The 26,029-nt window shown below is 49.1% G+C and carries 30 protein-coding genes; 20 read left to right on the plus strand and 10 right to left on the minus strand.

Going from position 1 to position 26,029, the window contains the following annotated elements:
- Positions 1-76: 76 nt before the first annotated feature.
- The 11 genes from ndk (at position 77) to EKO24_RS22900 (ending at position 10,094) form a co-directional block, all read left to right on the plus strand.
- A complete protein-coding gene (gene ndk / locus EKO24_RS14710) occupies positions 77-508 on the plus strand; it encodes a nucleoside-diphosphate kinase (protein ID WP_127028469.1) in 432 nt (143 codons plus the stop codon).
- On the plus strand, positions 483-1,595 hold the full coding sequence (rlmN, locus tag EKO24_RS14715) for a dual-specificity RNA methyltransferase RlmN (RefSeq protein ID WP_127028470.1): 1,113 nt from the start codon (positions 483-485) through the stop codon (positions 1,593-1,595). Before ndk ends, rlmN begins: the two co-directional genes overlap by 26 nt.
- Complete coding sequence (gene pilW / locus EKO24_RS14720; protein ID WP_127028471.1) at positions 1,585-2,346, plus strand: type IV pilus biogenesis/stability protein PilW; 762 nt, start codon at positions 1,585-1,587, stop codon at positions 2,344-2,346. The genes rlmN and pilW overlap by 11 nt, the downstream gene beginning before the upstream one ends.
- 24 nt (positions 2,347-2,370) lie before the next feature.
- On the plus strand, positions 2,371-3,645 hold the full coding sequence (gene hisS, locus EKO24_RS14725) for a histidine--tRNA ligase (protein ID WP_127028472.1): 1,275 nt from the start codon (positions 2,371-2,373) through the stop codon (positions 3,643-3,645).
- A 102-nt stretch (positions 3,646-3,747) separates the two neighbouring features.
- Positions 3,748-4,395 (plus strand): YfgM family protein, encoded by a 648-nt coding sequence (locus tag EKO24_RS14730; RefSeq protein ID WP_162853362.1) that lies wholly within the window; start codon positions 3,748-3,750, stop codon positions 4,393-4,395.
- Positions 4,395-5,654: an outer membrane protein assembly factor BamB gene (gene bamB / locus EKO24_RS14735; protein ID WP_127028473.1), complete on the plus strand. Its 1,260-nt coding sequence runs from the start codon at positions 4,395-4,397 to the stop codon at positions 5,652-5,654. Before EKO24_RS14730 ends, bamB begins: the two co-directional genes overlap by 1 nt.
- Before the next feature lie 200 nt (positions 5,655-5,854).
- Positions 5,855-7,252 carry a ribosome biogenesis GTPase Der gene (gene der / locus EKO24_RS14740; protein WP_127028474.1) on the plus strand — a complete coding sequence of 466 codons (1,398 nt, stop codon included), beginning with the start codon at positions 5,855-5,857 and terminating at the stop codon, positions 7,250-7,252.
- A 310-nt stretch (positions 7,253-7,562) separates the two neighbouring features.
- Positions 7,563-8,063 carry a thiol peroxidase gene (tpx, locus tag EKO24_RS14745; RefSeq protein ID WP_127028475.1) on the plus strand — a complete coding sequence of 167 codons (501 nt, stop codon included), beginning with the start codon at positions 7,563-7,565 and terminating at the stop codon, positions 8,061-8,063.
- Positions 8,064-8,144: 81 nt separating this feature from the next.
- Complete coding sequence (locus EKO24_RS14750) at positions 8,145-9,443, plus strand: AAA family ATPase (RefSeq protein WP_127028476.1); 1,299 nt, start codon at positions 8,145-8,147, stop codon at positions 9,441-9,443.
- Positions 9,444-9,447: 4 nt separating this feature from the next.
- A complete protein-coding gene (locus tag EKO24_RS14755; RefSeq protein ID WP_206667284.1) occupies positions 9,448-9,870 on the plus strand; it encodes a hypothetical protein in 423 nt (140 codons plus the stop codon).
- Positions 9,867-10,094, plus strand: coding sequence for a hypothetical protein (locus tag EKO24_RS22900; RefSeq protein ID WP_206667285.1), 228 nt, complete (start codon positions 9,867-9,869; stop codon positions 10,092-10,094). The genes EKO24_RS14755 and EKO24_RS22900 overlap by 4 nt, the downstream gene beginning before the upstream one ends.
- Positions 10,095-10,146: 52 nt before the next feature.
- Here EKO24_RS22900 and EKO24_RS14760 read toward each other — a convergent pair whose 3' ends face one another.
- Genes EKO24_RS14760 through EKO24_RS14780 form a run of 5 tightly spaced genes read right to left on the minus strand, consistent with a single transcriptional unit; the run spans position 10,147 to position 15,213 of the window.
- Entirely contained in the window at positions 10,147-10,815 is a 669-nt protein-coding gene (locus tag EKO24_RS14760) for an SGNH/GDSL hydrolase family protein (protein WP_241674564.1), read from the minus strand.
- An 8-nt stretch (positions 10,816-10,823) separates the two neighbouring features.
- Positions 10,824-11,810 (minus strand): HD domain-containing phosphohydrolase, encoded by a 987-nt coding sequence (locus EKO24_RS14765; protein ID WP_127028477.1) that lies wholly within the window; start codon positions 11,808-11,810, stop codon positions 10,824-10,826.
- Positions 11,811-11,812: 2 nt separating this feature from the next.
- Positions 11,813-13,741 (minus strand): ATP-binding protein, encoded by a 1,929-nt coding sequence (locus EKO24_RS14770; RefSeq protein ID WP_127028478.1) that lies wholly within the window; start codon positions 13,739-13,741, stop codon positions 11,813-11,815.
- A gap of 15 nt (positions 13,742-13,756) precedes the next feature.
- A complete protein-coding gene (locus EKO24_RS14775; protein WP_127028479.1) occupies positions 13,757-14,182 on the minus strand; it encodes a type 2 periplasmic-binding domain-containing protein in 426 nt (141 codons plus the stop codon).
- On the minus strand, positions 14,182-15,213 hold the full coding sequence (locus EKO24_RS14780; protein WP_127028480.1) for a hypothetical protein: 1,032 nt from the start codon (positions 15,211-15,213) through the stop codon (positions 14,182-14,184). The genes EKO24_RS14775 and EKO24_RS14780 overlap by 1 nt, the downstream gene beginning before the upstream one ends.
- 122 nt (positions 15,214-15,335) lie before the next feature.
- On the opposite strand from EKO24_RS14780, the gene EKO24_RS22905 reads away from it, so the two are divergent.
- The 4 genes from EKO24_RS22905 (at position 15,336) to EKO24_RS14800 (ending at position 18,857) form a co-directional block, all read left to right on the plus strand.
- Positions 15,336-15,533 (plus strand): hypothetical protein, encoded by a 198-nt coding sequence (locus EKO24_RS22905; RefSeq protein ID WP_143733237.1) that lies wholly within the window; start codon positions 15,336-15,338, stop codon positions 15,531-15,533.
- Positions 15,534-15,588: 55 nt separating this feature from the next.
- A complete protein-coding gene (locus EKO24_RS14790) occupies positions 15,589-16,500 on the plus strand; it encodes a quinoprotein relay system zinc metallohydrolase 2 (protein WP_127028482.1) in 912 nt (303 codons plus the stop codon).
- Positions 16,501-16,525: 25 nt separating this feature from the next.
- Entirely contained in the window at positions 16,526-17,356 is an 831-nt protein-coding gene (locus EKO24_RS14795; protein ID WP_127028483.1) for a quinoprotein dehydrogenase-associated SoxYZ-like carrier, read from the plus strand.
- A gap of 241 nt (positions 17,357-17,597) precedes the next feature.
- Positions 17,598-18,857, plus strand: coding sequence for an IS1096 element passenger TnpR family protein (locus EKO24_RS14800; RefSeq protein WP_127028484.1), 1,260 nt, complete (start codon positions 17,598-17,600; stop codon positions 18,855-18,857).
- Positions 18,858-18,935: 78 nt separating this feature from the next.
- Here EKO24_RS14800 and EKO24_RS14805 read toward each other — a convergent pair whose 3' ends face one another.
- The 3 genes from EKO24_RS14805 to EKO24_RS14810 form a co-directional block, all read right to left on the minus strand.
- Complete coding sequence (locus EKO24_RS14805) at positions 18,936-19,331, minus strand: hypothetical protein (protein WP_127028485.1); 396 nt, start codon at positions 19,329-19,331, stop codon at positions 18,936-18,938.
- A 12-nt stretch (positions 19,332-19,343) separates the two neighbouring features.
- The gene (locus tag EKO24_RS22415; protein WP_154671598.1) at positions 19,344-19,496 is read right to left on the minus strand and encodes a hypothetical protein; all 153 of its coding nucleotides are present in this window, start codon (positions 19,494-19,496) and stop codon (positions 19,344-19,346) included.
- Positions 19,497-19,959: 463 nt separating this feature from the next.
- The gene (locus EKO24_RS14810; RefSeq protein ID WP_127028486.1) at positions 19,960-20,145 is read right to left on the minus strand and encodes a hypothetical protein; all 186 of its coding nucleotides are present in this window, start codon (positions 20,143-20,145) and stop codon (positions 19,960-19,962) included.
- Positions 20,146-20,174: 29 nt separating this feature from the next.
- Between EKO24_RS14810 and EKO24_RS14815 the strand changes: the two genes are divergently transcribed.
- Positions 20,175-21,359: an acetyltransferase domain-containing protein gene (locus EKO24_RS14815; RefSeq protein ID WP_127028487.1), complete on the plus strand. Its 1,185-nt coding sequence runs from the start codon at positions 20,175-20,177 to the stop codon at positions 21,357-21,359.
- Between the two features lie 78 nt (positions 21,360-21,437).
- Here EKO24_RS14815 and EKO24_RS14820 read toward each other — a convergent pair whose 3' ends face one another.
- Complete coding sequence (locus EKO24_RS14820) at positions 21,438-22,025, minus strand: Maf family protein (protein ID WP_127028488.1); 588 nt, start codon at positions 22,023-22,025, stop codon at positions 21,438-21,440.
- 398 nt (positions 22,026-22,423) lie between these two features.
- Between EKO24_RS14820 and EKO24_RS14825 the strand changes: the two genes are divergently transcribed.
- Genes EKO24_RS14825 through EKO24_RS14835 form a run of 3 tightly spaced genes read left to right on the plus strand, consistent with a single transcriptional unit; the run spans position 22,424 to position 24,614 of the window.
- Positions 22,424-23,029 carry a CDP-alcohol phosphatidyltransferase family protein gene (locus EKO24_RS14825; RefSeq protein WP_127028489.1) on the plus strand — a complete coding sequence of 202 codons (606 nt, stop codon included), beginning with the start codon at positions 22,424-22,426 and terminating at the stop codon, positions 23,027-23,029.
- On the plus strand, positions 23,026-23,967 hold the full coding sequence (locus EKO24_RS14830; protein ID WP_127028490.1) for a phosphatidate cytidylyltransferase: 942 nt from the start codon (positions 23,026-23,028) through the stop codon (positions 23,965-23,967). Before EKO24_RS14825 ends, EKO24_RS14830 begins: the two co-directional genes overlap by 4 nt.
- A gap of 8 nt (positions 23,968-23,975) precedes the next feature.
- A complete protein-coding gene (locus EKO24_RS14835; protein WP_127028491.1) occupies positions 23,976-24,614 on the plus strand; it encodes a lysophospholipid acyltransferase family protein in 639 nt (212 codons plus the stop codon).
- A 127-nt stretch (positions 24,615-24,741) separates the two neighbouring features.
- Here the strand turns inward: EKO24_RS14835 and EKO24_RS22590 are convergent, their stop codons facing one another.
- Positions 24,742-24,921 carry a hypothetical protein gene (locus tag EKO24_RS22590; protein WP_206667286.1) on the minus strand — a complete coding sequence of 60 codons (180 nt, stop codon included), beginning with the start codon at positions 24,919-24,921 and terminating at the stop codon, positions 24,742-24,744.
- Between the two features lie 518 nt (positions 24,922-25,439).
- Between EKO24_RS22590 and EKO24_RS14840 the strand changes: the two genes are divergently transcribed.
- A complete protein-coding gene (locus tag EKO24_RS14840; RefSeq protein WP_127028492.1) occupies positions 25,440-25,757 on the plus strand; it encodes a YceK/YidQ family lipoprotein in 318 nt (105 codons plus the stop codon).
- Positions 25,758-26,029: the final 272 nt, after the last annotated feature.

The raw sequence follows: 26,029 nt of genomic DNA on the forward strand, positions 1-26,029 counted from the left end.
AAGCGGATACAAGAACGGCCGCCAATCGGCTATAATCTGCAATCTTTAAATTTTTCAATCTGGAGTTTCCTAAACAATGGCAATCGAACGCACTTTTTCAATCATCAAACCCGACGCTGTAGCAAAAAATGTCATCGGCGAAATTTACAGCCGTTTTGAAAAAAACGATTTAAAAATCGTTGCGGCAAAAATGCTGCATTTGACCAAAGAGCAAGCCGAAGGTTTTTACGCTGAGCATAAAGAGCGCGGTTTCTTCAACGACTTAGTCGCGTTTATGATTTCAGGTCCTGTGATCATGCAAGTGCTGGAAGGCGAAAACGCGGTTCTGAAACATCGCGAAATCATGGGCGCTACCAACCCGAAAGAAGCGGCTGCCGGCACTATCCGCGCCGACTTTGCTAACAGCATCGATGAAAATGCCGTACACGGTTCGGATGCAATCGAAACTGCTAAAAGGGAAATTGCTTACTTTTTCTCAGACAATGAAATCTGTGCAAGAACCCGTTAATACCAAAACTATCAATTTGCTCGATTTCGACAGGAAAGGCCTCGCGGCCTTTTTTGTCGAGTTAGGCGAAAAGCCTTTTCGGGCGACACAACTGCTCAAATGGATCTATCAGGAAGGCGTCGAAGACTTCGACCTGATGACCAATTTCAGCAAGTCACTGCGCGCTTATTTATCTGAACACTGCTATATAGCAACGCCGGAAATTGTGCTTGAAAAAGTTGCAAGCGACGGTACCTGTAAATGGGTCATGCAAACCCATTGCGGCAACCGGATAGAAACGGTCTTTATTCCCGAAGAGGGAAGGGGGACGTTATGCGTTTCATCGCAAATCGGCTGTGCATTGGCGTGTTCGTTTTGTTCTACGGCCCAACAAGGCTTTAACCGTAACTTAAGTACGTCCGAGATTATCGGCCAGTTATTTGTTGCGCAAAAGCGCTTGGGTCCGGACAACAAAATCACCAACGTTGTCATGATGGGCATGGGCGAGCCGCTGCTTAATTTCGATAATGCCGTCGCGGCGATGAACCTGATGATGGACGATTTCACTTTCGGGTTGTCCAAACGCCGCGTGACCGTCAGCACTTCGGGCGTAGTGCCGGCCATGTACCGCTTAACCGAGGTTTGCGACGTCAGTCTTGCGGTGTCGTTACATGCGGTAACCGACGAGTTAAGGGATGAATTGGTCCCGATCAATAAAAAATATCCATTGAAGGAATTAATGGAAGCCTGCCGGGATAACGCAAAGATAGCGCCGCGGCGCACGGTTACTTTTGAATATGTGATGCTCGACGGCGTTAACGATTCGTTACAGGATGCAAGGGCGTTGATTAAGCTGTTAAAAACGGTGCCGTCGAAAATCAATTTAATACCGTTTAACCCGTTCCCTAATTCGCCCTATCGCTGTTCCAGTAAAGAAGCGATTAATCGTTTTAAAACGCTGTTAAACGATGCAGGCATTGTGACTACGGTCCGAAAAACACGCGGCGAAGATATTGATGCCGCTTGCGGTCAGTTAGTCGGTCAAGTTAAGGATAAAAGCCGTAGGCATTTGAAAATCCATCCGGCGGGTTCCGAACGTGCCGCTTAAAAGCGCAAACAAGATCAAGCGCTTTGCACCAGTCCTGCTGGTTGCGGTTTTGGCTGCTTGCGGTTCAACGAGTAACATTAAAAGCGATAACCCGGAAGATGTGCATTTGCAGCTGGGCGTGCGCTATTTAAATATGAATAAGCTGGAGTTGGCCCGTGAGAACCTGCTGGAAGCAATAAAAAAGAATTCGGATAATGCACAGGCGCATAACGCGTTGGCTTTTTTGTATGAAAAATTAAATCAGCCGGACAATGCTAAAGATCATTACGAGACAGCGCTGGATTTAGCCCCCGATGATTTGGGCGTAAAAAATAATTTCGGCCGTTTTCTTTGTGAGCACAAAGAATTTGAAGAAGGCCTCGATTTATTGACTGAATCAAGTTCAAACCCGCTAAACGATAGACAATGGCTGGCCTTAACGAACGCCGGACGATGCAAGTTGGGCATGGGCCAGAAACAGCAAGCCGAGACCTATTTCAGGCAAGCGCTGCAGCTTAACGGCACCTACGTGCCGGCATTGGCGGAAATGCAAAAAATCGCTTATGAAAAAGGCGATTTTTGGGCGGCAAAAGGTTTCTTGCAACGCTATCTGGGCGCTGCGGCGCATACGCCTGAAACCTTATGGTTTGCTATGCTAACCGAGCGGGCGTTAGGCAATCGCGAGCTCGCTACAGAATATAAAAATTTATTGTTAGAAAAATTTCCGCTTTCAAACGAAGCAAAAAAAATCTCAGCGGTTAGTAATTTTTAACCCTCGATAGAATCCCTTTTAAATATGGCAAATAATATTCAAGCAATTCGCGGGATGCACGATGTTCTTCCCGAGCAGACGCCGCTTTGGCAAGCTGCGGAACAGAGCATTCGAGACGTACTCGGCGCCTACGGCTACAGTGAGATTCGCTTACCGGTCGTCGAAAAAACCGAGCTTTTCAAACGCTCGATCGGCGAGGTGACGGATATTGTCGAAAAAGAAATGTATACGTTCGAGGATAGGAACGGCGATTCGCTAACGCTACGTCCCGAAGGTACCGCGGGTTGTCTTAGAGCTTGTTTGGAGCACGGGTTACTGCATAATCAAGTGCACCGCTTATGGTACTACGGACCGATGTACAGGCACGAGCGTCCGCAAAAGGGCCGTTATCGCCAGTTTATTCAACTGGGAGTTGAAACTTACGGCATGGCCGGGCCCGACATTGATGCGGAATTGATCCTGATTATGGATCGTTTATGGAAAAAGCTGGGTATTCGCGACAAGGTTCGTTTACAGCTTAATTCCTTAGGTACAATTGCCGAACGTATTGTTTACCGGGAAAGCCTGGTCCGCTATTTTGAAGGTCATCTGGATCAATTGGATGAAGACAGTCTGCGCCGGCTAAAGACTAATCCGCTGCGGATATTGGATACCAAAAATCCGGCAATGCGGGAAGTTGTTGCCAATGCACCGGAATTGTCCGATTACCTGAACGATGAAAGTCGTGAACATTTTAATGCGATCACCAAGATACTGGATGACTTGGGCATTGGTTACGAACTCAATTCGCGGTTGGTGCGCGGCCTGGATTATTACAGCAAGACTGTATTTGAATGGGTCACCGACGAACTGGGGTCGCAAGGTACGGTCTGCGCAGGCGGACGTTATGACGGCTTGATAGAACAGTTAGGCGGCAAAGCCAATCATGCCGTCGGTTTTGCGATGGGCATGGAACGCTTGTTGGCGTTGATGGAAACGTTGGAGAATGTAGACGTTGCAAGACCCGTTGACGTCTACATGATCAGGGTCGGCGAAACAGCGGAGCAAGAAGGCATGCGCTTTGCCGAAACGATCAGGAACGAAATTCCCGGCCTGAAATTGCAGGTGAATTGCGGCGGCGGCAGTTTTAAAAGCCAGTTCAAAAAAGCCGATAAAAGCGGTGCCGAGTTTGCAATTATTCTGGGCGACGACGAAGTCAGCCGCGGCGAGGTCAGCGTCAAACCGCTACGCGATAATGAGCAACAGCAGCAGAATATGTCACAGCAGCAGGTGATTAAGTTTTTACAGACGCAACTGTAGCGTTTAATAACTAGGCAACAGGTGCTACTTAATATTTTAATGGGACACGGATGACTGTTGATTAGTTACCGATTTTTAAATTATTAGACAAGAGAAAAACAAGTGGAAATTTACCAAACAGAAGAAGAACAGGTTGAAGCCTTAAAAAGATGGTGGAAAGAAAACTCAACCTCGACCATCGTCGGGTTGGTTATGGGTATCGTCATCATTCTGGGCTGGAATTACTGGCAGGAACATAAAAAAACACAAGCGGCGCAAGCTTCTGCAACCTACGATCAATTATTGAAAGCATTGGACGAAGATAAAAAAGAATCCGTAGATAAATTGGCCGGACGCTTGCAGGAGCAGTTTAAAGGCAGTGAGTACGCGGCATTCAGCGGTTTATTCGAGGCCAAGATAAAATCTCAGCAAGGCGATCTGGCGGCGGCAAAGCAGATTCTGAAAACTATTGCGGCAACGCCGGATAAAGCGTTGAGCAATATCGCCAAGATAAGATTGGTGCGCTTAATGCTGGCTACCGGTGAATATGAGCAAGGTTTGCAGGTCATTAACGACGTCGATGCAAAAGAAGCGTCGGGCTACTCAGCCAGCTATGATGAATTAGTCGGCGATTTATACGTAGCGCTGGATCGTTTGGACGAAGCGCGGACATCGTATCAAAACGCTCTAAGAAATGGGCAGCCGTCGCCGTTATTGCAGTTCAAAATCGATGATTTAACCGCTCAAGAAAAGTTAGAACCCCAAAAATAATGACTAACTATTCAAGCTATATCTCTCAGGCGAAAGATGAAAGGCGAAAGGCGAAAAGATCTCTAGTCTTAAGCCTTTTGCCTTGCGCTTTTTTTGCCGTCACCTTGTTAACGGGGTGCGCGGCCGTCGATACCGTCGGCGAATCTATTTCCGGAATTAAGGATTACTTTCTCGGCGGCGAAGACAATGCCGATCCGCCCAGTTTGTTGGTCGAGTATGCGCCTGAAGTCAAGCTGGAAGTCGTCTGGAAAGAATCGGTCGGTGTCGGTGCCGATCAGCAATCCTTAAGACTGGTTCCAGTCATCGGCAGCGGCAAAATCATAGCTGCGGACAGGGAAGGGTTGGTCCAGGCCAGAAGCCCGACGACCGGCAACTTAGTCTGGGAAACAGAAACCGACGTGCATTTTTCCGGTGGGCCGGGGCTAGGTTCAGGAACCGTGATTTTGGGCTCCAGCAATGCCGACGTGCTTGCGTTGGATATTGAAACCGGTGCGGTATTGTGGAAAACTGCGGTCTCCAGTGAAGTGCTTTCCGTGCCGGTTATTGCCAATGGCATTGTTATCGTTCGTACTACCGATGGTGCCGTCGTCGCGCTTGACGAAAAAACCGGCGGCAAGCGTTGGAATTATGAGCGTACGGTTCCGGCCTTAAGTTTACGCGGAACCGGGTCGCCATTGATCGACGAGGGTAAGGTGATTGGCGGTTACGATAACGGCAAATTAATGGCTTTGCGCTTGAATGACGGCAAATATGTATGGGAAACTAGTATTGCGATTCCAAAAGGGCGCTCTGAAATTGAACGCTTGGTTGATTTGGATGTCGATCCTATCGTTATTAACGGGGTGATTTATATTGCCAGTTATCAGGGAGGCGTTGCCGCGATTTCCGAATCGGACGGCGATATATTGTGGCGCAATGAAAACATTTCGTCGCATTCCGGTTTAAGTAACGACTATCGGTATTTATACCTGACAAACTCCGAAAGTCATGTCATGCAGTTAGATCAGCGTAGCGGCGCGGGCCTATGGAGGCAAAAAGATTTACATCAAAGAAGATTAACCGCTCCTGCCGTTTATGAAAATTATGCCGTGGTCGGCGATCTTGAAGGTTATGTGCATTGGTTATCCAACACCGACGGCAGACAAATGGGGCGAGTGCAAATTACCGATGCTGCAATCGACGCCAAGCCTATCGTGGCGGATAACACCGTTTATGTTTATGCAAAAGACGGTACTCTCGCCGCGATAAAAGTCCAATAAAATTAACTGTCAGTAATACTGACCTTATAATAGAACACGGATTTGACGAGGTTAAACGGATAACAGAGACGAAGGGCGAAATGCGAAACAAACATCTTTCGTTCTTTGCCTTTCTCCTTGTGTCTAATTTCTTTACTATATTCGTGTAAATCTGTTCGGTCCGTGTCATCCGTGTTCTATATCTCTAATTCCGAGTCAATATGTTACCTGTAATAGCCCTAGTCGGGCGGCCCAATGTGGGCAAGTCCACATTATTCAATTATTTAACGCGCAGCCGCGATGCTTTGGTTGCGGATTTTTCCGGCCTAACGCGCGACCGGCAATATGGCCGGGTGAGGTTGGGTGAGCGCCCCTGCCTGGTCGTCGATACCGGCGGTATAGCCGATGATGCCGAAGGTATTGAGACTTTCGCCAGAAAACAGGTGCAGGTCGCGTTGGAAGAGGCGGATGTCGTTTTCTTCATGGTTGACGCGCGGGAAGGATTGAGCGCTTCCGACAAGGTTATTGCCGATATCCTGAGAAAACTAAACAAGCCTGTCATATTGGTCACCAATAAGACGGACGGCATTGACGCCACTGTGGCGACAGCGGATTTCTATTCGCTGGCGTTGGGAGAACCGATGCGGATATCCGCCTCCCATGGCAGAGGAATTCCTGAGCTACTGGAAAAAGTGAATGAACTATTGCCGCCGGATAAAGGCGAAGTTGAAGAAGCACCGGGCGGAATCGGAATCGCCGTGGTCGGACGGCCCAACGTAGGCAAATCGACCTTGGTAAACCGTTTGTTGGGCGAAGAGCGGGTTATCGTGTTCGACGAGCCGGGCACCACGCGCGACAGTATCTATATCCCATTTGAACGCAATGGCAAAAAGTTTACGCTGATCGATACAGCCGGCATGCGCAGACGCTCCAGAATTGCCGAAACCATCGAAAAATTCAGCGTTATTAAATCGCTGCAAGCCATTGAGAAAGCCAATGTCGTTATTTATTTGATCGATGCGCGGGAAGGCGTCACCGATCAGGATGCGCATTTATTAGGCTTGGTATTGGAAGCCGGAAGAGCGTTGATTATCGGCCTGAACAAATGGGACGGCATCACGCCCGACCAAAAGAACACCATTCATCGGCAACTCGACGTCAAATTGTCTTTTCTTGAGTTTGCCGAAAAACACCCGATTTCCGCACTGCACGGCAGCGGCGTCGGCAAAATGTTCGATGTCGTACAGCAATTGTATCAATCGGCGATGCTCGACATGTCCACGCCGGTGTTGACCCGAATCTTGAAAGAAGCCATCACCGCGCATCAACCGCCGATCGTGAACAGCCGCCGCATCAAGCTGAAATATGCGCATCAGGGCGGCCGGAACCCGCCGATCGTGGTGGTCCACGGCGTACAAACCGACGCATTGCCCGAGTCGTATAAACGCTACTTGATGAACTATTACCGGGATAAAATGGGGCTGGTCGGAACGCCGATACGCTTAGTGTTCAAGTCGCCGGTTAATCCGTTTCATGGACAAAAGAATAAGCTGACTGAATGGCAAGTGAAAAAGAAAGAACGCTTGATGAAGCGGGTGAAGAGCAAGCAGAGGGATTAGTAAGGGGCAAGGTAAAAGGCGAAAGGTGGAAGTCGCCCCTAACTTGGCTTAAGCCGTATAAAGCCCTCTCGGCAATTGCTCCTGCATTGCACTACCTCCTGCATCCTTGCAGTCGTCCGGAGGGATGCCTACATGGATGTAGGTAGAGGCGTAGGCCTAAGGCTGCCCAAGCGTAGCGCGAGGTGGCGTTTCCGGCTGATTACAGTGAGGTTTGCCGGAAACGGCGGTTTTCGCTACCGCTCAAACGGTCTTATTCCGGCCTATTTTTACCGATTAGTCATATTAAATCCACATTACAGGAGTCAATCTCATGGCAACAATCACATTTCAAGGCAAACCTTTAAACACTTCCGGAGAACTACCCACAGTCGGCAGCGATGCTCCTCCGTTTTCGCTGACCAGCCGCCAGTTAGTGGATGTGACTTTGGCAACCTACACCGGTAAAAGAAAAGTCCTGAACATCGTGCCCAGCCTGGACACGCCAACCTGCGCCGCCTCAACGCGCAAATTCAACCAGAAAGCCTCGCATATGGATAATACCGTCGTGCTAGCGGTTTCCGCCGACCTGCCTTTTGCGCAAAGCCGTTTTTGCGAATCGGAAGATTTGACTCACATCATCCCGCTGTCAACTTTCCGCTCCAGTTTTTCCGACGATTACGGAGTGACCATCACCGACACTTTCCTGCGCGGTTTGACTGCCCGTGCCGTTGTCATTATCGATGAGCATGACAAAGTAATTTATACGCAATTGGTTGATGAGCTTGTTAATGAGCCGGATTATGAGAGTGCGTTGGCTGTGCTACACGATTGATCGCTGCTTGTTAGCTTTGGAATGCACCATCTATATTATGTCTGGTGTTTTGGTTACAGCTACAGAAGCGGAAGATAAAAAATGGCTAAAATTGAAGGCATCAGGATACAGAATTTTCGCGGTTTAAAAAATGTCACTCTCGGAAAGTTGGCGTATGGTTCTGATTCAGAGCCACTGACCGATATGACCGTTGTTATCGGAAAAAATGGTGTAGGTAAAAGCACCTTATTTGATGTCTTTGGTTTTCTGGCGGATGCACTTAAATTTGGTGTAGAGGAGGCTTGTGATTTACACGGTCGAGGCGGCTTTCAAAAAATACGTTCTCAAGGAGCTGTTGAACCGATAATGTTCGAAATTTATTATCGGGAGAATGAGAATGCCTATCCTATTACCTACATTATAGTTATTAATCTTGATGATTCCGGGCGACCTGTTGTAGAGACAGAATACCTTTTCCAACATCCAAAACAGCAGATTTATGGACGAGATAATGCTTTCTTGATACTAAGTAATGGACAAGGTACTGTTTGGAAAGGAGAAGGTAAGGAGATTGCGGAAGATGAGGAGGGATTTCGTGTATTAAATTTTCTTCTCGAAGATTCAAGTCTTCAGCAAATGTTTAAAAAAATGGCGATGGAGCCGGGAGCAGAAGTAGTAGAGCTTTCCGATAATAGAAAACTCGGCATTGCCACGCTAGGCGCACTTAAACAACACCCCAAAATCTCCGCTTTTCGAGAATTTATAGAAGGCTGGTACCTCAGCTATTTCACCCCCGACGCAGCGAGAAGTTTCCCCCTGACAGGAGCACTGCAACACCTCAACAGCAAAGGCGACAACCTTGCTAATGTGGTGCAGTACATGGAGCGCGAATACAGGGATAAATTTCAAAGCATTTTGGACCGCATTGCGGAAAAAATCCCCGGCATCGACAAGATCGATACCGAAAAGACTTCGGATGGGCGTTTGTTGTTGCGTTTCAATGACAAAGGTTTTCAAGACCCGTTTTATGCTCAGCAAATGTCTGATGGCACGTTAAAAGTATTCGCTTATTTATTGCTGCTAGAAGATCCTACACCTCCCCCCTTTATCTGTATCGAAGAACCTGAAAACGGTCTGTACCACAAGCTGCTGGAAGCATTAGCCGCCGAGTTCCGAATTCATGCAACTGGTCGCAAAGGCGGTACTCAACTTTTTATCACCACGCATCAACCCTATTTTGTCGATGCACTTGAACCGAATGAAGTTTGGATTTTAGATAAAGGCGCAGACGGCTTTTCGACTATTCGGCGAGCCAGCGATGACGAGCTGGTGAAGAACATGGTCGCCGAAGGTCTGCCTCTAGGTGGACTTTGGTACAGCGATTATCTGGATGCAAGGTGAATTCATGCATTTCGAAATACTCGTTGAAGACCAGTCAGGAAAAATCGCATTAGATATTCTTATACCCAAAATTATTGGTAAGAACCATACATTCGATGTTAAATCTTACAAGGGAGTCGGACGAATCCCCGAAAAAATGAGTTACAGCGTCGATGCAAGCAAGCGTATCTTATTGGCTAACCTACCAAGATTGTTAGCGGGTTACGGAAAATCATGGCAGGGATACCCTGCGGTAGTTATTGTAGTTTGCGATCTTGATGATAAATGCCTGAAAAGCTTTCGGAATGAACTCATCAATCTGTTGAATGCCTGTGATCCAGGCCCTGAAACTCGTTTTTGTATTGCTATCGAAGAAGGCGAAGCCTGGCTTCTCGGCGATATTTCTGCAATAAAAAAGCTTATCCCAAAGCTAAAGATACTGTGTTGAATACTTATGTCAGCGATTCAGTTTGCGGAACATGGGAGCGACTTGCCGATGCGGTCTACAAAGGTGGTTCGCAGCATCTTTCAAGTCTGGGATGGCATGTTGTAGGTGCTGAAAAATCGGCATGGGCTGAGAATATTACTCCTCATATGGATTTGGATAATAATACATCTCCGAGTTTTAACTATTTCTTGGGAAAGCTTCGAGAACTGGCAGAGATCAGCTAATTAATCTTGTCAGCGAGTGAATGTGGCATTTAACGTTTAATTATTATCTGACTCAAACCACCCCCGTTAACCCCTCAATCAACAAACAAGCATAGCGATCTTGATCATAATGATGGTTACTACTGTCGCTGTTAAGCAGTTCCGCCTTGACGATACCGTTATCACCCAAAGATACATCATCCAACATGACATAACGGATGCCGTTCCGCATACAGAATTCCTGCATGGTCCTGTTAAAGTCCAGGGTTAGCGCGGTTCTTTCGAATTGCGAAGCCGTTACTTCCCGCCTGGCATTAGCGATGTCGCCCCAGTCGTTGCCGTCCTGAATGGTCGGTAGAGGGGTGCTGATGCAGATAACCTCGAAACACACGGCTAATTCAGCCAGAAACTTGGAATAACTGGCAATGGCTTTATACAGCATTACGGGAATGGATTCTTGGTATTTTTGCGCCCGATACCAAATCACAAAGCCGGTATCGACTTCGCCCAACATTACGATAACCTGTTTTGCGGTGGTTTGTTTGACGGTTTCACGGAAGATAGGGTATGCCTGGGTTTTTGAATTGGGGTTTTCCAGTCCCGATGCGGTTGCGCCAATGACGGTCTGTACATTGAACAACCGGTCCGGAAATTTTTCTTTAAACAACGGATGATTGAAAACAGGGGCGTGCGAGTCGCCCAGAACTAATATTTCCCGTATTGATGGAGCCTTGTTCAGCACTGAGATGTTTAAAATACAGATTTGATACGGGTTAGCGTTCCGTCGGCAAATAATGTTTTTAGCTTTTCCACTACCTCAGGATCAAACATCATACCGGCATGCGATTCAATATGCGCCATCGCCGTTTCCATCGGCCACGGCTGTTTATAGGGGCGTTGCGTTGTCAGCGCATCGAACACATCGACGATTTTTACAATACGCGCGGACAGTGGAATATCGTCGCCGCTTAAACCGTGCGGATAACCGCTGCCGTCATAATTTTCATGATGACCCGCTGAAATTTCCCGTGCAGTTTCGTAAAACGGGTTATTGCCTAAAATACGTACCCCGCTGAGCGAGTGCTCTTTCATGACATCCCATTCTTCAGGACTCAATTTATCGGGCTTTTTCAAAATCGCATCGGGCGTGGCTAATTTGCCAATATCGTGCAACATGCTCATTAAGCCCATGTGCGCCGCGGCTTTGCTATCGACGCCCATCGCGATAGCCAATGCTTCGGTGTAATACTGCACACGCTGTAAGTGGCTGGAGGTATCCTGATCTTTGCCTTCTGCCGCCAAACATAACATCATTACCGCGTCTTTATAGGCGATTTCCAATTGTTCACGCGCGGTATCCAGGTTTCGTTTTAAAACCAACGCTTCCAACGCCCGCACCACCGTTAAATTCAGTTCGGCCGGGTCCCAAGGCTTGGTCACGTATTTATAAATATGCGCTTCGTTGACGCAGGTCAGCAGCGATTCAACATCGGCATAACCGGTCAGTAAGATACGGATCGCATCGGGCTGGACTTGCAAGGCATGGCCGAGAACTTGGTCGCCGCTGATGTTGGGCATGCGTTGATCGCAAATAACCAAATCGACCGGCTGTTCGTTTAAAAACGCAATTCCGGCCTCGCCGCCATTGGCCGATAAGGTTTTATAGCCTTTGCGAAAACTGCGCGTTAACGTCGCCAATACATCGGGATCATCATCAATCAATAACAACGTATGCATTTCTAAGCATCCTTAATCAAGCGAAGTGGAATAGCGATGATAAAGCGCGTACCGCGATTTAATTCGGATTCAACCGTCAGTGTGCCTTGGTGTTTTTCAATAATGCCGTAAGAAATCGATAAGCCGAGACCGGTGCCTTCGCCGACCTCTTTAGTCGTAAAAAACGGATCGAAGATTTTCTTTTTGATTTCTTCAGGCATGCCGGTGCCGGTGTCGGCGATGCTGATGATGGCCTGATCGTTGATCCTAGCCGTAGTGATGAAAATGCTGCCTTTATCGGGAATGGCTTGAATCGCATTGGCCAAAATGTTCATGAAGACTTGGTTCAATTCGCCGGCATAGCATTCGACCATTTCATTGAGCGCATAATCGGTCTCGACATTAATGCGGTCTTTATAATTATGATGCAGCATTTGCAAGGTCGAATCCAGGCCTTCCTCGATCCGTACCGTTTTCACTTCACCTTGATCGAGACGGGAGAAATTACGTAAAGCCAGGACAATGTTGCGAATGCGATTTGCCGCCTGCTTTTGGCTGCTCAGCAGTTTTTCCAAGTCTTCGGTGACAAACGTGTAGTCAATTTGTTCCATGTGCGCGTTCAATTTTTGCGCTCCGGCTTCATCGGCGCAGCTTTGCGCAAACGCTACGGTGCTTTTAATATCGTCGATGTATTCTTCCAACGGCGGCAGGTTGGCGTAAATGGCGCCAATGGGGTTGTTGATCTCATGGGCGATGCCGGCAACCAATTGTCCTAACGACGCCATTTTTTCGGATTGGACCAGTTGGGTTTGCGCGGATTGTAGCTTTATCAGCGTGTCCTGCAATTGCGCGGTGCGGTCGGCAACTTGGCGTTCCAAGTTGAGGTTTAGGTTCTCCAATTCTTTTTCCACGACCAGGAATTTATTAAACAACTCGCCCAAGCGCGTCGTCATGCGGTTAAACGCATCGCCTAAATCCGCGACTTCGTCATGACCTGAAACCGGCACTTTGATCGACAAATCATCGGAATCCTCAATCGTGCGGATAGTGGCGGTCAGTTTCTTAATCGGCGTCACCAACAGCCTGCTGAGCACGCCGACCAGTATCAGCATCGGTACGCCGACACAGGCGGCGGCAAGCAACAAATTTTGGGTTAATTCAAGCAGCGGTTGATGGGCGAGCTTTTCGGGCATGAACGCGGCAATTTGAAAGCTGAAATCGCCGACCGATACCGATTTTGAAATCGAACCCAAATAGCGAATATCGTCAAAAACCCACGAAGGGTGTTCCGGAAAATTGTCGTTTATCTCGATTGTTTGGATACCGTTGGCCGTAAAAAGGTCGGCGCTGCCCTGATTGCCTTCATGGGCTTTATGCAGCGCAAAACTGCTCTCATTCGGCGCAAGCAGCCGGCTAATATCATCCCAAGGATGAGTCATGACTAAATAGCCCTGCGTTTTTAATTGCGGCGGTTTTAATTCAGTGACATGAGCAATGACGCTGCCGTTAATAAAAGGCACCTCATGTTTAAAGATCAGTGAGTAGTCTTGTTGCGTTTGCCAGGCTGCCGGTAATTGGGTTTTTAATACATTCTGCTGCGTGGAAGCGATCAGTACGCCCGCCGCATTGAACACATATAAATCGCCCGGCAACTGATAATAGTGTTTCAAATTGACCAGCTCGGTATTGATGCGCTTGTCCAAATCATCGACCACCACGTCCAGCATCACCGACGAGGCGCGCCAGGACAGTAGGTTAGTGCGCTCGAACAGCAATGCATTGCTGATCTCGGCAGCTTTATGATCGGCAATGCCGGTCAGGTTGCGTTCAATCTGTTGATTGATTTTTTCGCCGAATTGATAAAACACCACAGCGCTCAGCGTCGTGGTTACTAACAGCACGATAAAACTGAAAAACAGCGTTAAACGGACGGAAAGAGAAAAGCGTGGCATAAAATGATCCGTCGTTTATTTATTTGAAAATTGTTGCAGGATTTTAATTTGTGAACTTTGCGGTTTTGTTTCTACGTAACCGATCGCGCCTTTGATTCGTTCCACAAACAAAACAACGGCTTGCTCGGAATTTTGAGTGACCGGCGGGGTTTCTCCTTTAAACAGCATTTTGTCCCAATAACTGCCTAATTTTTCCGGCGTGCTGTCAAAGATTTCAGCCGTAAAACGGTTACGGGCATCGGCTTGTGCGGGTAAATTAATCGGCATGATGTCATCGCCGTTTTCCCAATGTTTCTTCTTAAGCAAATAAATCGCCGCAATATCGTCCTTAGCCAGCTGTGCGATAGGCAAGCTCTTATTGGCAATAATATATAAATCGGCCGATGCGCTTGAAAACGGCATCAATGCGAAAGTCAGTGTTAAAACAAGTAATCGTTTCATCAGAATAACACCGCAATCGAGCTGTAAAGGCCGGTTTGATTTTGATAAACGCTGCCTTCGGTCTGCTGCCATTCAAGCTTGAACGACAAGCGCGGTACCGGGCGATAGACGATGCCGCCGAGCGCGGTATCGGTCGGCGCGAGTTTATTGGCGAATTCGAAATGTTCATAGCGTGCAATCAGGTTGAAATGGTCAACCAACGGTACGGCCATTTGCACGTAGCCGCCCCAATCGTGGTGGCGATAATGCAGTTGATCGGTGTCGACTTGGGTGAACAGCAATTCACTTTCCAATTCAAACCATTTATGTTGCCAATTGCCGTCTACGCTAATCGAATTGCGAGTTTCATTGCTCTTGTCAACATCCGCATGTTGAAAAGACACGCCCAGATAATAGTCCAAATCTTCATGGGCGATCCAGCGGGCGCCTGCCACGGTTTGATAATGGCGCTCATGTTCGGTTAACGGTTTAGGATTAAATTCTGCGGCCGGTTGCCAATAAACTTCAAGCGCATGGCCGGACAACGCGTCAAAATCGTGACGGATGTTGAAACCGGTAACGTAATTGGCGCGGGAATAGTTCGATGTGACAGGGCGGGTGGTCGTCCATACCAGTGGCGCGGCATGGACGATATTCCAATGGTTGATTGGCGCCAGGAACTTACCGGCGCGAAAAGTGTCGTCTTCGGTAATATGAATATCGTTATACAGCCGTTCAATGACCAGTTGCGCGCTATTGAATTGCAGACCTTTACTTTCTTCCCACAGCGGCATTTTATAAGCTTCGGCCTCCATGAAAGGATTGAGCCAGCGGTTAAATTTGCCTGAAACAAATAAACTTAAATCATCGAGTTCAACGGCAGTCGGTGCGCGATTAGGTGCGCTGGCCGTCAGTTTTGCATATCCTGAAACCGTAACGGCATCCAGCCATGACTGGGTTGGGTCGGCATATAGCTGTGGCGTGAAACAGAACATCGCCAAACTGAATGCATAAGCCAGCGCATGACGATCAGGATGTGGAAAAAAAGACATAACTTAAAGTTTAGTAAATAAGCATTATCGCAATATTATACTCATCGATTGCTCAAAATTGACCATAGTTTCTATTGTACAGTAAGGTATTGCATGCCGATTGACAGCGGATGAGCGAAAACATGTTCTACAACAGCAGCTTATTCACCTGTTTAATTGAAATAGAAGTCTATGTAAATTATATGGGATTGTTATTTAAATGCATTGCCCAAGGCAATGCCGGTGATGAAAACAGTCTCATCTATGGCGCACTTAGTCTTAAAGTTTCAAATCGATCAAAGTTAAAAAGTCCGCCGCAACGGGCGCTACTGACGAGTTAAAACACTCTGGCGCAAACGGACTGTAAATTAAAAAATATTCATAAAAGGAAAACTAATGAAAGTTCCATTACTGTGTCTATTACTGGCGGCAGCCGTGCCCGCGACGGCCGCTACCGCGTTGTCGGTCAAGGAAGTGACGCCCGGCATTTACGTCCACTTCGGCAAGCACCTATTCCCCGACAGCCACAACCACGGCGAAATCGCCAACCTGGGTTTTATCGTCGGGCAAAAATGCGTCGCGGTCGTCGATAGCGGCGGCAATCCGGAGCAGGGCGCGGCGTTGAAGCAAGCCGTCAGCGATACCACCAAAACGCCGATTTGTTACGTGATCAACACCCATGTCCATCCCGACCATATCAACGGCAACAGCGCGTTCAAAGCGCCCGGCGTTAAATTCGTAGGCCACCATAAACTGGCTCGGGCGATGGCCGCGCGCGGTTCGTATTATTTGGACAGGGCCGCCGAACAACTAGGCGTCAAAATGAGTGCTACCGACTTGATTCCGCCGGATATTGAAGTTAAAGACAGCATGAAACTGGACCTGGGCGGCCGTACCTTAGTTCTAACAGCCCATCCCGCCGCGCATACCGACAACGATCTGAGCGTCTACGACCGGGAAAGCAGTACGATGTGGCTGTCGGACTTGTTGTTTACCGAGCATGTGCCGACCTTGGACGGCAGCCTGAAAGGCTGGCTGGCCGAAATCGACAAACTGGAAAAACAGTCGTTCCGTTACGTAATACCGGGCCACGGCGATGTCGTCAGCGATTGGCCGCAAAGCCTCCAGCCGGAAAAACATTACCTGACCTTGCTGCAAACCGAAATCCGCGCCGCGATTAAAAAAGGCCAGCATCTGGAAGACGCCGTGCAAACGATCGGCTATTCCGAGAAAAACAACTGGGCCTTGTTCGACGACTATCACCGCAAAAATGTGACCACCGCTTTTGCCGAATTAGAATGGGAATAAATCCATCACCAAACAGGAAAATGCCATGAAAAAAATATTACCCGCCATCTTGTTGACGGCTTTATTGCCGGTTGGAAACACGGCCGCTGCCGAGGATGAAAAAATCTGGAACAACGTCTTGAAGCCCGAATACTTCGCCCAGCAAGCGATCCAGGAATCCGACGACGTGATCGAATTGGACGCGCCGATACGCGCCGAAGATCCGGCCTTGGTGCCGTTCAAGATCACCAGCAAAATCAAGCAAAGCAAGGACAACTACATCAAGCGCATCTTGGTGCTGGTCGACAACAACCCGTTCCCGTTCGTCGGCGATTTCGGTTTTACGCCGGACAGCGGCAAAGCCGACGTGGCGATGCGGATACGGGTCAACTCCAACAGTAATATCCGCGCGATTGCCGAAATGAACGACGGCAAACTGGTGATGACGAAAAAATTCGTCAAAGCCAGCGGCGGCTGTTCCGCTCCAATCGGCGCCAACCTGGACGAAGCGATGGCCAGACTGGGTAAAATGAAATTCAGGCTGGAAGACCAAGTCAAAACCGGCGAACCTAACCAAGTGCAACTGATGATCAGCCACCCGAACATCACCGGCATGCAAATGGACCAAATCACGCGTTTCATTAAAAGATCGCATTTCGTTAAAGACGTGAAAGTCACGTTCAACGGCAAACCGGTGTTTACCGCGAAAACCGACATCGCGATCAGCGCCGACCCGAATTTCAGGTTCTACTTCGTGCCGGACAAAGCAGGGGAGTTGAAAGCCGAAGTGGCCGACACGTCTTGTGAATTGCCGACTAAAAGGGATGTTTGTACGAAAGGCGATGTTTATACCGAGACGTTTAAGGTGCAGCCTTAATTGAGTCGGTCGGGCAACGGTTTTTTTCCGTTGCCCGATGGTTTGTGATTTTACCGCTTATGAGTGCGTAGATTGAGCTTCCTTGAGTTAGCTCAATCTAAGCCTTGTTGTGAGTATTGACCGGCTGGTACCGCTGTATCGTGACAAATAGGACCCGATTTAAACAACTATGCCGAAAAGGGAGTGGCTGCCGGCAAAGCATCGTTGAAACAGTTGATTGTTGAAAGAAAAGGAAAAAATCATGACCGCCAAGCTAACGTCCTGCACGCCTGAACAAATCGAGATACTGAAAAAGCAACGGTTTAGCGATACAGAACCGGGAACGCTGTTAAAAGACTTTAACAGTCTGTTGGAATTTATCGGGAAAACAGGCATTGCCGTTTCCGAAAAAACTCAGTTATTTGCCCTGAATACGCTGGCGGATATAAACCGGCGATTAACGCATCCTTTGGACGTTAAATTAAAACGTCCGCTGCAAAAATCCTTTCCTTATATTAACGGGTTGTACCTGTTGTTGCGCAGCTCGGGCCTCAGTTACGCGGCGATCGATGGGAAAAAAAGCAAATTAATGCTCTACGAGGATGTTCTTGACGACTGGAACAAACTGAATCCGGCGGAGCGCTACTTTTCTTTGCTGCAAGCGTTTTATTACCGTGCGGACGCGGCAATGCTGGGAGAAAGACATGGTTTTCTTAGTCCGACATACTTTTACGATTGCTTGTTATTTTTTCAGAAATATCTGGGGGACAGGCTCGATGTTAAGAGCAATCGCGACAACATGGATCGTCTGCGCTTTAGCCCCGGCTTGCACAATCTGGCGGTGATGGAATTATTCGGTTTTATTGACATTGAATGTACCGTCGCCGATGAGAACGAAACATGGCCGTTGTCTGTCATTAAGCCCACCGCTTGGGGACGGGCTATATTCAGTTATTTTGCGCAAAATAATTTAGTCATGTCGTTTCTTGAAGACGATGAGCCCGGCCAGGCCGGATCGGGCATCTGGGAAACCGAATTCAAAAAATATATTCCAGCCTGGGAAAAAAGCTTGCTTCAAGTCGAGCGTAGCATAACGGAAGAAGGGGCTTATATTTTCAACGTGTCGCTCGGCGAAGCACGTTGCAAAATCGCCGTTCCCGCCAACATCAGTCTCGATGAATTGGCATACGGCATCTTGGAGGCTTTCGATTTTGACAGCGATCATTTGTATGAATTTATTTATAAAAACGAATACGGCATAGAGGAAAGCATCGCGCATCCTTACGTGGAACGTGACCACGAATATTGCACCGACGATTGCCCGGTCGGCTACTTGCCTTTATATAAAGGCAAGACCTTCATTTTCCATTTTGATTTCGGCGACGACTGGCGATTTAAAATCCGGGTTGAAGCCGTACCGCCGACAGAGCCGGATTATTCCGAACTGACGGTGATAGAAAAACGCGGGACGCCGCCTGAGCAGTATCCGGATTGGGAAGGCGAATACGAGGACGATGATTGATCGGCGAACGGGGCCGTGCATAGCCGGGTAGAGCGCATCGCGCTCCTTCTCGATAGCCGATCATGCCGGGAATGGTGTCTAGACCTTCCAGGTAAGACGACTGCCATGGATGGCGGCCGAGACTGTCGGGAGCGGCTTCGGTGTAAGCAAGGGCGCTGTGGAGCAGGTCGCGTTGCTGTTGCGCATCGGCCCCAGATCGGTAATCGCGTGTTTAGGGCAAAGCCGCAAGGCTTCAAGATACCGGGTTTCGGCCAGTTGGACGTATTGGAGCAAAGTTTCCGGCGGCTCGGAGCGTCGCCGCGCCTCTTTAAACCGTTGATGCTCCACGTTGCCGATTTGGTGCAAGCGCCGGGAACGCCCCAGTGCATCGTCGGCGGCATGCAAATCCAAGCTGCGTTGATAGGCGGCTTCGGCGGCATCGAGGTTGCGGATCGAAAACCATAGCGCCTGGGTATTGTCATTGGCGGCCAGCACTTGCCGGTAAAGCTATTCGCCGCGCTCTTTCATCATTGCTTCGATTTGTTCGATTTGCACGGCTTCGACGGTTTCGGCTTGCGACAAATAGTCTTCCATGTGCCAGCGCAAGTCTTGTTGCTGTTGGTCGGTCAGCGCAAAGTCGATATTGGCTTCGGCTTCCATATCCGGTTGTCCGGGACGTTTTAGCGTCAGGCGGATTGGGTAAAGACCGTTGTTTACAGGCTGATGGCGAATGCAGAGGGTGGTTGCGACATGGACGCGCTCCGGTTTAGAGGCGCCAAGTCTAACGGATCAGGCGGGCGGAGGAAATTTTTTCGTACCGGAGTAGACCTTCCAGGTTTTTAAAACCTGGAAGGTCTGGCGGAGGGCTGTGAGGTACGAACCCATCAATCGCGAAAGTTGCGTTTTTAACAGCACGGCCGGCAGGCAAGACACCACTGCAACCATTAGGTTACGTCCAGCTCGGTAGGGGCGCCTCGCGCTCCATTTGGGAACCCAAGCGTACTGGAACATTTTGATTCTTGAAATGAATTGTCTGTTGAAATGCTTTTAAAGCGCTTTTAGTGTTTTTATCCGGGGCGCGATGCCCCCTACCGAGTTTATCTTTCAGCCAATATGATCCCAGCTATTGCTCAGCTTTACTAATCAAAAACTCAACCATGTCCTCGTTTTGCACGCGATGATAAATCTCTTCTACCGGCAAGGTTAAAGCCAATGCCGATGTTTTACTGGATGTATTTATTTTATCCCGGATAATGCGCCAACTCCCTTCGGAAGAAGCGGAGCCGGTGCCGGGATATGGTAGAATCAAGTTTCCAATTTCAGCACGGCCAGAAGTCTATGAAACCCAGCTTACAACGCTTAAATTCAATTGACTGTGTACGCGGCCTAGTCATTTTATTGATGGCTCTGGATCATACCCGCGACTATTTTTCGGGTGCGCAATTTTCCCCGCTCGATCTTGAGCATACGAACGCTGCCTATTTTCTAACGCGTTGGATCACGCATATCTGTGCGCCGACTTTTGTTTTCCTGGCCGGCGTCAGCGCCTACTTATCGACCGTGCGCCATGCCATGAGCAAGCTTGAACTGTCGGCTTATTTGGCTAAGCGCGGCTTATGGCTGGTTATTCTGGAGCTTACGGTCGTCCGCTTCGGCTGGACGTTTAATTTGGACTTTCATTACGCGATCATCCAGGTAATCTGGGCTCTGGGCTGGTCCATGCTGGTATTGAGCGTTTTAGTATTTTTACCACGTTGGGCAATCGCCCTGTTCGCCGTGCTGAACATCTTTGGGCATAACATGTTAGATGCTGTGCAACCCAGCGCTTTCGGGAATTGGGCCTGGATTTGGACAGTCCTGCATGTCTCCGGCAATGTTGAATATTGGCCCGGCTACGCATTATCGGTTTTGTATCCTTTGATTCCTTGGCTTGGGGTCATGGCGGCGGGTTATTGCTTTGGGCCTTTGTTTCTGGAAACGCCAAAATTCAGGCTGTCGGTTGTACTGGGTTTGGTCGGTGCAATGCTGGCACTATTTGTTATTCTGCGTTTATTTAATCTTTACGGCGACGCTTCCCTATGGACCACGCAAAAGGACAGCTTGATCACGTTTTTTTCATTTATAAACGTCAGCAAATATCCGCCGTCCTTGCTGTACCTGCTGGTTACCTTGTCCGTTATGTTTTTGCTGCTGCTGTTGTTTGAATGGACTAAGGTCCCATGGTTTAGTAAGCCATTGTTGATCTTCGGTAAAACGCCGCTGTTTTTTTATGTGCTGCATATCCCGCTGATACACGGCGCCATGGCTTTGATACTTCAAATCAGGGGACTGCCCAATGACTGGCTGTTTACAGGCTCCCTCGCAAAACCTTTTCCCGAAGTGCCCGTACCTGAATACGGCTATAACTTGAGTACGGTTTATTTTTTCTGGATGCTGGTCGTTTGCTTGTTATTTCCGTTGTGCAATGTATTTTCAAGCTACAAACAAAACCATCCGGAAAAAAGGTGGTTGAGTTATTTGTAAGCCGAGGTTGGTGGGTTACAGCTTAGCGGGTAATGGTCGAGCCGGGTGTTCCTGCCGTGTAAGGAACCGGAGTCGAAGTTAAATCACCCTGACTCCAAAGACTTCCAACAACCTGATCAGCTTGATCAACGGTAAACCGATCAATGCATTCGGATCGTCGCCCTTGATGCGCTCAAACAAGGCAATGCCCAAACTTTCCGCTTTAAATCCGCCCGCGCAGTTAAAAGGCTCGTCACGATCGACATAGTGTTCGATTTGCTGTCGCGATAACGCTCTAAACGTTACCGCGCAATGATCGCAGTCGACGCGATGTTGCCCGTTACGGCTGTCGTAAACGCAGATGCCGGTATAAAAGTTCGCCGTTTTACCCGAGGCGGCCGCCAATTGCGCAATTGTGTTTTCGCGGGAGCCGGGTTTGGTTAGCGGTTTGCCTTTCAGCATTGCCACTTGATCCGAGCCGATAATCAGGTGTTGCGGAAATATAGGCGCCAGCGCTGCGGCCTTTTGCAGCGATAAACGCATGGCGGTCTGCATCGGTTCTTCATCGGGCAGCGGCGTCTCATCGATATCCGCGCTAGCCGTATCAAACGTAAGGCCAAGTTTTTTCAATAATTCGCGCCGGTACGGCGAACTCGATGCGAGGATCAATTCAATAGCAGTCGTCATAATAATAAGTGTATGAAAAATAATGTAGAAATATAAATCCAATCTGGCATTTCAGGAATAAGCTTCAAGCTCGGCTTACATTTGTTAAATACGGCTGATCGTCTTGGCTCGGCCATTTTACGACATTCAGGTAGTTGAAAATATTGTTAACCAACGGCTGGTATTGGATGTGAAATCGACTTATGTGTTTGTGTCCTTTCCATAATCCCATATCCCGCGAAGTGTCCAACCTGTTTTGAGTGAAGAAAATGTTACAGCCATCGCCCGAGCCGGGCCCGGAAGCCAAAGAATAAGCAGCCCCGACTATGAATCTCTTCAAAATGAACTAAGCTATTACGTTAGCCCACATTTCGATTTTTCCGCAACACCATCGCTTACGACACGACCTAAAGGTTCTTATGGCTTCCATCTACGACATCAAACCGGCATTTCAAAACCTGTTGCGGCCCAGCGTGCGGTGGCTAGCGGCGCGGGGCGTGACTGCCAATCAAGTTACCTTAGCCGCGATGGCGTTATCGCTGCTGGTCGGTGCGGCTTTGCTCTACCCAAGCTGGTATCCCGGCATTTATTGGTCGATTCCGCTGGTGATGCTGGTGCGCATGGCCTTGAATGCGATCGACGGCATGCTGGCCCGCGAACACAACATGCAGTCGGCTCTGGGCGGTATATTGAACGAGCTGTGCGATGTATTTGCCGACACCGCCTTGTACCTGCCTTTTGCGCTTTTGCCGGGAGCTAAGCCATGGTTGGTGGTCGGCATCGTCATTGCCGCGGTGATCAGCGAAATGGCCGGCGTGGTTGCGGTGCAAATCGGCGCATCCAGGCGTTACGACGGCCCCATGGGCAAAAGCGACCGTGCCTTCGTGTTCGGCGCGTTGGCATTGTGCGTCGGGTTGGGCTGGCATGGCGCTTGGGTCAACGCGCTGTTCGCCGTCATTTTGCTGTTGATCGGCGTCACTATTGTCAACCGATGCCTTAAAGCCCTGCGGGAGGTAAACGCATGACATCGATCAATCTGCCGCTCAGTGTGCAAATCGCTTTTGCCGGCATCGCCTTGATGTTGTGTATCGCCAGCTGCCTGTCGATTACGCTGCAACACCGCAGGCCCGAATGCGACTACAGCGAGTTACGCCAGCGTGTCAGGACTTGGTGGATCATCGTTGCTGTGTTTGCAGTGGCCGTGCTGATTAATCGCGCCACCTCGGTGATCGTACTGGGCCTGATCAGCTTTTTGGCGTTCAAGGAATATTTATCCCTGATTCCGACCCGGCGCGCCGATCACCGGGTGTTGTTTTGGGCTTATTTGGCAATTCCCGTGCAATATTATTGGGTATGGGCGGGCTGGTACGGCCTGTTCATCATCTTTATTCCAATTTATGTCTTTTTATGGCTACCGATGCGCATGATATTGATCGGCGAAACCCAAGGTTTTCTGCGCGCCATCGGCACCTTGCATTGGGGCTTGATGATTTGCGTGTTCAGCCTCAGCCACATGGCCTTCATGCTGGTCTTGCCGGCGGAGAACAATCCGGGCGGCGGTTCGATGGGTATATTGATTTACCTGATCTTTTTAACCGAGATCAACGATGTCGCCCAATACCTGTGGGGCAAAAGCCTGGGTAAGCGCAAAATCGTGCCGAAAGTCAGCCCCAACAAAACCTTCGCCGGTTTTTGGGGCGGGGTATTGAGCACGGCGGTCCTGGCGGTGCTGCTGGCGCCGTGGCTGACGCCGCTGACTCGCATCGAAGCCTTGGGCGCCGGCCTATTGATCGGGGTGGCCGGCTTCGTCGGCGACGTAACAATTTCGGCCTTGAAACGTGACCTCGGCGTTAAGAACAGCGGTAGCCTACTGCCCGGCCATGGCGGTATCCTCGATCGTCTGGATAGCCTGACCTACACCGCTCCGCTGTTTTTCCACTACGTCTATTTCCTGCATTATTGAAGGTTCAAATGCTGCGCCGCCTATTTTATCTGCTGCTGGTCAAACCTTTGGTATTGTTCCTGATTGGCCTGAACGTGCGCGGCCGGGAACATTTGCCAAACTCCGGGCCGGCCATCGTGGTTGCCAATCACAATAGCCACCTGGACACTTTGGTGTTGATGTCTCTATTTCCGCAAGCGCTGATCCCCCAGGTGCATCCGGTCGCTGCGGCGGACTATTTCTGCCGCAATCGCTGGTTGAAAGCGTTTGCATTAAACATCGTCGGTATCATACCGATAGACCGCCGGCCCTCGGCTCGGGACGGCGATACGCTGGCGCCGCTGTTAACCGCGCTGGATCAGGGAAAAATTCTGATCCTGTTTCCGGAAGGCACCCGCGGCCAACCGGAACGGCGCGGCAAATTCAAAAGCGGCGTCGCTCACCTGTTAAGCAAGCGTCCGGACGTTCCCATTACCCCGGTATTTTTTAGCGGTCTGGGCAAGTGTTTACCCAAGGGCGAGTTTGTGCTGGTACCTTTTTTCGTCGATGTCTTTATCGCCCCGGCCATTGCTTGGAACGGGAGACGTCAAGGCTTTATGGAGGTGTTGGAACAGGCATTCGATGCCCTGCAAATCAGTGCCGATAAGCCGGGCTGCGATCAGGGATAGCCGGGGAGGTTGGGCAACGCTTTTTTGCCAACATTATCGCGTGACCACTATTGGGCAAACGATAAGACTGTTTGCCCAATCTATATAAACTGACCTTACAATTTCACTGCAAGTTTTTTGTCCAGCATTAATAGTTTAATGCTGTGGCCGTGGCGGCGATTATCGCATCGGATAATTTGACGCGGTGTTGATATCTAAATTGTATCGTTAAATCTTCAATCAACGGATTAATCGCTAAATGCGTCATCCGCTCCAATAGACGGTTGATGGCTTTAGGCAATTCGAAAGGTTCCGATTCATCTTCCATGGCTATTAAAGTATCGTGCACGAACTCGATGGGCAAGTCCGGATTGTCCAGTGCGGCACGGCCTATTTGGGCTCAGTAGGATGCTTGTTGCGGCACTCGGCTTTGGCTCGCGCCTTGGCGGTTTCGTAGAGCGCATCGTCGATGCGGATGGAAATGCTCATTTTTTCCTCCAGGTACAGAGTTACCGCAAATGTAGTACAGCGGGCGTCAATCTTGCCGCGCAAGGTTAAATTAAACAGATTACCCCACGCTAAGCCATTGTTTGTGCTCCACGTTGTCAACATAAGTTACTGTTCTGCTTTAATGTGATGCAGTTTATCCACAAAATCTGTGGATAAACTTGTGGTTGACCTATGGCTTGTAGGTATAACTACTTATCTCAACAGGCGTTTTTGTTAAAACGGCTAAAAATTGGCCACTCCGGCCGGTGAGCGCCGTGATACGTATCTTCCGATATTGACTGTGCCGCCGGGCACGGTCAATATCGGAAGTCTCCGTTGGTTTGCCGGGAAAAATCTATGAAGTCTGCGATTGGACGATGGATAACGGTTATTTTTATCAGCTTGGTCATGCTGGGTTGTTCAAGCATACGCGCCAGAACTGAAACTCCTGATGAGAAGTGGCAGGTTTATCCCGGTATTCGGCGGGACGTAAAAGATGCGGACGTGATATTCAGCGGCAAAAGTTCGGACCCAGTCTGGGCTAAAGGGATGGTGACGACGATGCTGGTTTTAGACTTGCCGTTATCGGCCGTATTCGATACGGTGGCAATGCCTTATGACTTGTATCGGATTTATGTGCCGAAGCATCCTGATGAGGACGCTGAAAAAGAGTAGCGTAATCCGGCCCATTAGGATGCTAGGCAAAATCTGCTGGGCTTGTTAGCGAATAGGGCGTTTTCTACGCTGGATTAGACCTTCCAGGTTTTTCGACTGCCATGGATGGCGGAAGTGCTGGAGCGGCCGGGAGCGGCTCCAGTAAAAACCTGGAAGGTCTGCCCACTTTGCTTTTTTCCTCACGCCAGGGTTCGAGTGGCAATCGCGATCCGGATTGCCCAAATGAAACTTGATGGACCGGTTTAACCGCCGCAAGTTTTCTCAAGTTGTTC

The sequence above is a fragment of the Candidatus Methylobacter oryzae genome (assembly GCF_003994235.2).
Classification (GTDB): Bacteria; Pseudomonadota; Gammaproteobacteria; order Methylococcales; family Methylomonadaceae; genus Methylobacter_A; species Methylobacter_A oryzae.

Excerpts from the sequence above, each read along its gene's own strand:
- ndk (WP_127028469.1), top strand. The coding sequence starts at position 77 with ATGGCAATCGAACGCACTTTTTCAATCATCAAACCCGACGCTGTAGCA.
- rlmN (WP_127028470.1), top strand. The coding sequence starts at position 483 with ATGAAATCTGTGCAAGAACCCGTTAATACCAAAACTATCAATTTGCTC.
- hisS (WP_127028472.1), top strand. The coding sequence starts at position 2,371 with ATGGCAAATAATATTCAAGCAATTCGCGGGATGCACGATGTTCTTCCC.
- bamB (WP_127028473.1), top strand. The coding sequence starts at position 4,395 with ATGACTAACTATTCAAGCTATATCTCTCAGGCGAAAGATGAAAGGCGA.
- der (WP_127028474.1), top strand. The coding sequence starts at position 5,855 with ATGTTACCTGTAATAGCCCTAGTCGGGCGGCCCAATGTGGGCAAGTCC.
- tpx (WP_127028475.1), top strand. The coding sequence starts at position 7,563 with ATGGCAACAATCACATTTCAAGGCAAACCTTTAAACACTTCCGGAGAA.
- EKO24_RS14750 (WP_127028476.1), top strand. The coding sequence starts at position 8,145 with ATGGCTAAAATTGAAGGCATCAGGATACAGAATTTTCGCGGTTTAAAA.
- EKO24_RS14755 (WP_206667284.1), top strand. The coding sequence starts at position 9,448 with ATGCATTTCGAAATACTCGTTGAAGACCAGTCAGGAAAAATCGCATTA.
- EKO24_RS14765 (WP_127028477.1), bottom strand. The coding sequence starts at position 11,810 with ATGCATACGTTGTTATTGATTGATGATGATCCCGATGTATTGGCGACG.
- EKO24_RS14770 (WP_127028478.1), bottom strand. The coding sequence starts at position 13,741 with ATGCCACGCTTTTCTCTTTCCGTCCGTTTAACGCTGTTTTTCAGTTTT.
- EKO24_RS14775 (WP_127028479.1), bottom strand. The coding sequence starts at position 14,182 with ATGAAACGATTACTTGTTTTAACACTGACTTTCGCATTGATGCCGTTT.
- EKO24_RS14780 (WP_127028480.1), bottom strand. The coding sequence starts at position 15,213 with ATGTCTTTTTTTCCACATCCTGATCGTCATGCGCTGGCTTATGCATTC.
- EKO24_RS22905 (WP_143733237.1), top strand. The coding sequence starts at position 15,336 with ATGTTCTACAACAGCAGCTTATTCACCTGTTTAATTGAAATAGAAGTC.
- EKO24_RS14790 (WP_127028482.1), top strand. The coding sequence starts at position 15,589 with ATGAAAGTTCCATTACTGTGTCTATTACTGGCGGCAGCCGTGCCCGCG.
- EKO24_RS14795 (WP_127028483.1), top strand. The coding sequence starts at position 16,526 with ATGAAAAAAATATTACCCGCCATCTTGTTGACGGCTTTATTGCCGGTT.
- EKO24_RS14800 (WP_127028484.1), top strand. The coding sequence starts at position 17,598 with ATGACCGCCAAGCTAACGTCCTGCACGCCTGAACAAATCGAGATACTG.
- EKO24_RS22415 (WP_154671598.1), bottom strand. The coding sequence starts at position 19,496 with ATGGAAGCCGAAGCCAATATCGACTTTGCGCTGACCGACCAACAGCAA.
- EKO24_RS14815 (WP_127028487.1), top strand. The coding sequence starts at position 20,175 with ATGAAACCCAGCTTACAACGCTTAAATTCAATTGACTGTGTACGCGGC.
- EKO24_RS14820 (WP_127028488.1), bottom strand. The coding sequence starts at position 22,025 with ATGACGACTGCTATTGAATTGATCCTCGCATCGAGTTCGCCGTACCGG.
- EKO24_RS14825 (WP_127028489.1), top strand. The coding sequence starts at position 22,424 with ATGGCTTCCATCTACGACATCAAACCGGCATTTCAAAACCTGTTGCGG.
- EKO24_RS14830 (WP_127028490.1), top strand. The coding sequence starts at position 23,026 with ATGACATCGATCAATCTGCCGCTCAGTGTGCAAATCGCTTTTGCCGGC.
- EKO24_RS14835 (WP_127028491.1), top strand. The coding sequence starts at position 23,976 with ATGCTGCGCCGCCTATTTTATCTGCTGCTGGTCAAACCTTTGGTATTG.
- EKO24_RS22590 (WP_206667286.1), bottom strand. The coding sequence starts at position 24,921 with ATGGAAGATGAATCGGAACCTTTCGAATTGCCTAAAGCCATCAACCGT.
- EKO24_RS14840 (WP_127028492.1), top strand. The coding sequence starts at position 25,440 with ATGAAGTCTGCGATTGGACGATGGATAACGGTTATTTTTATCAGCTTG.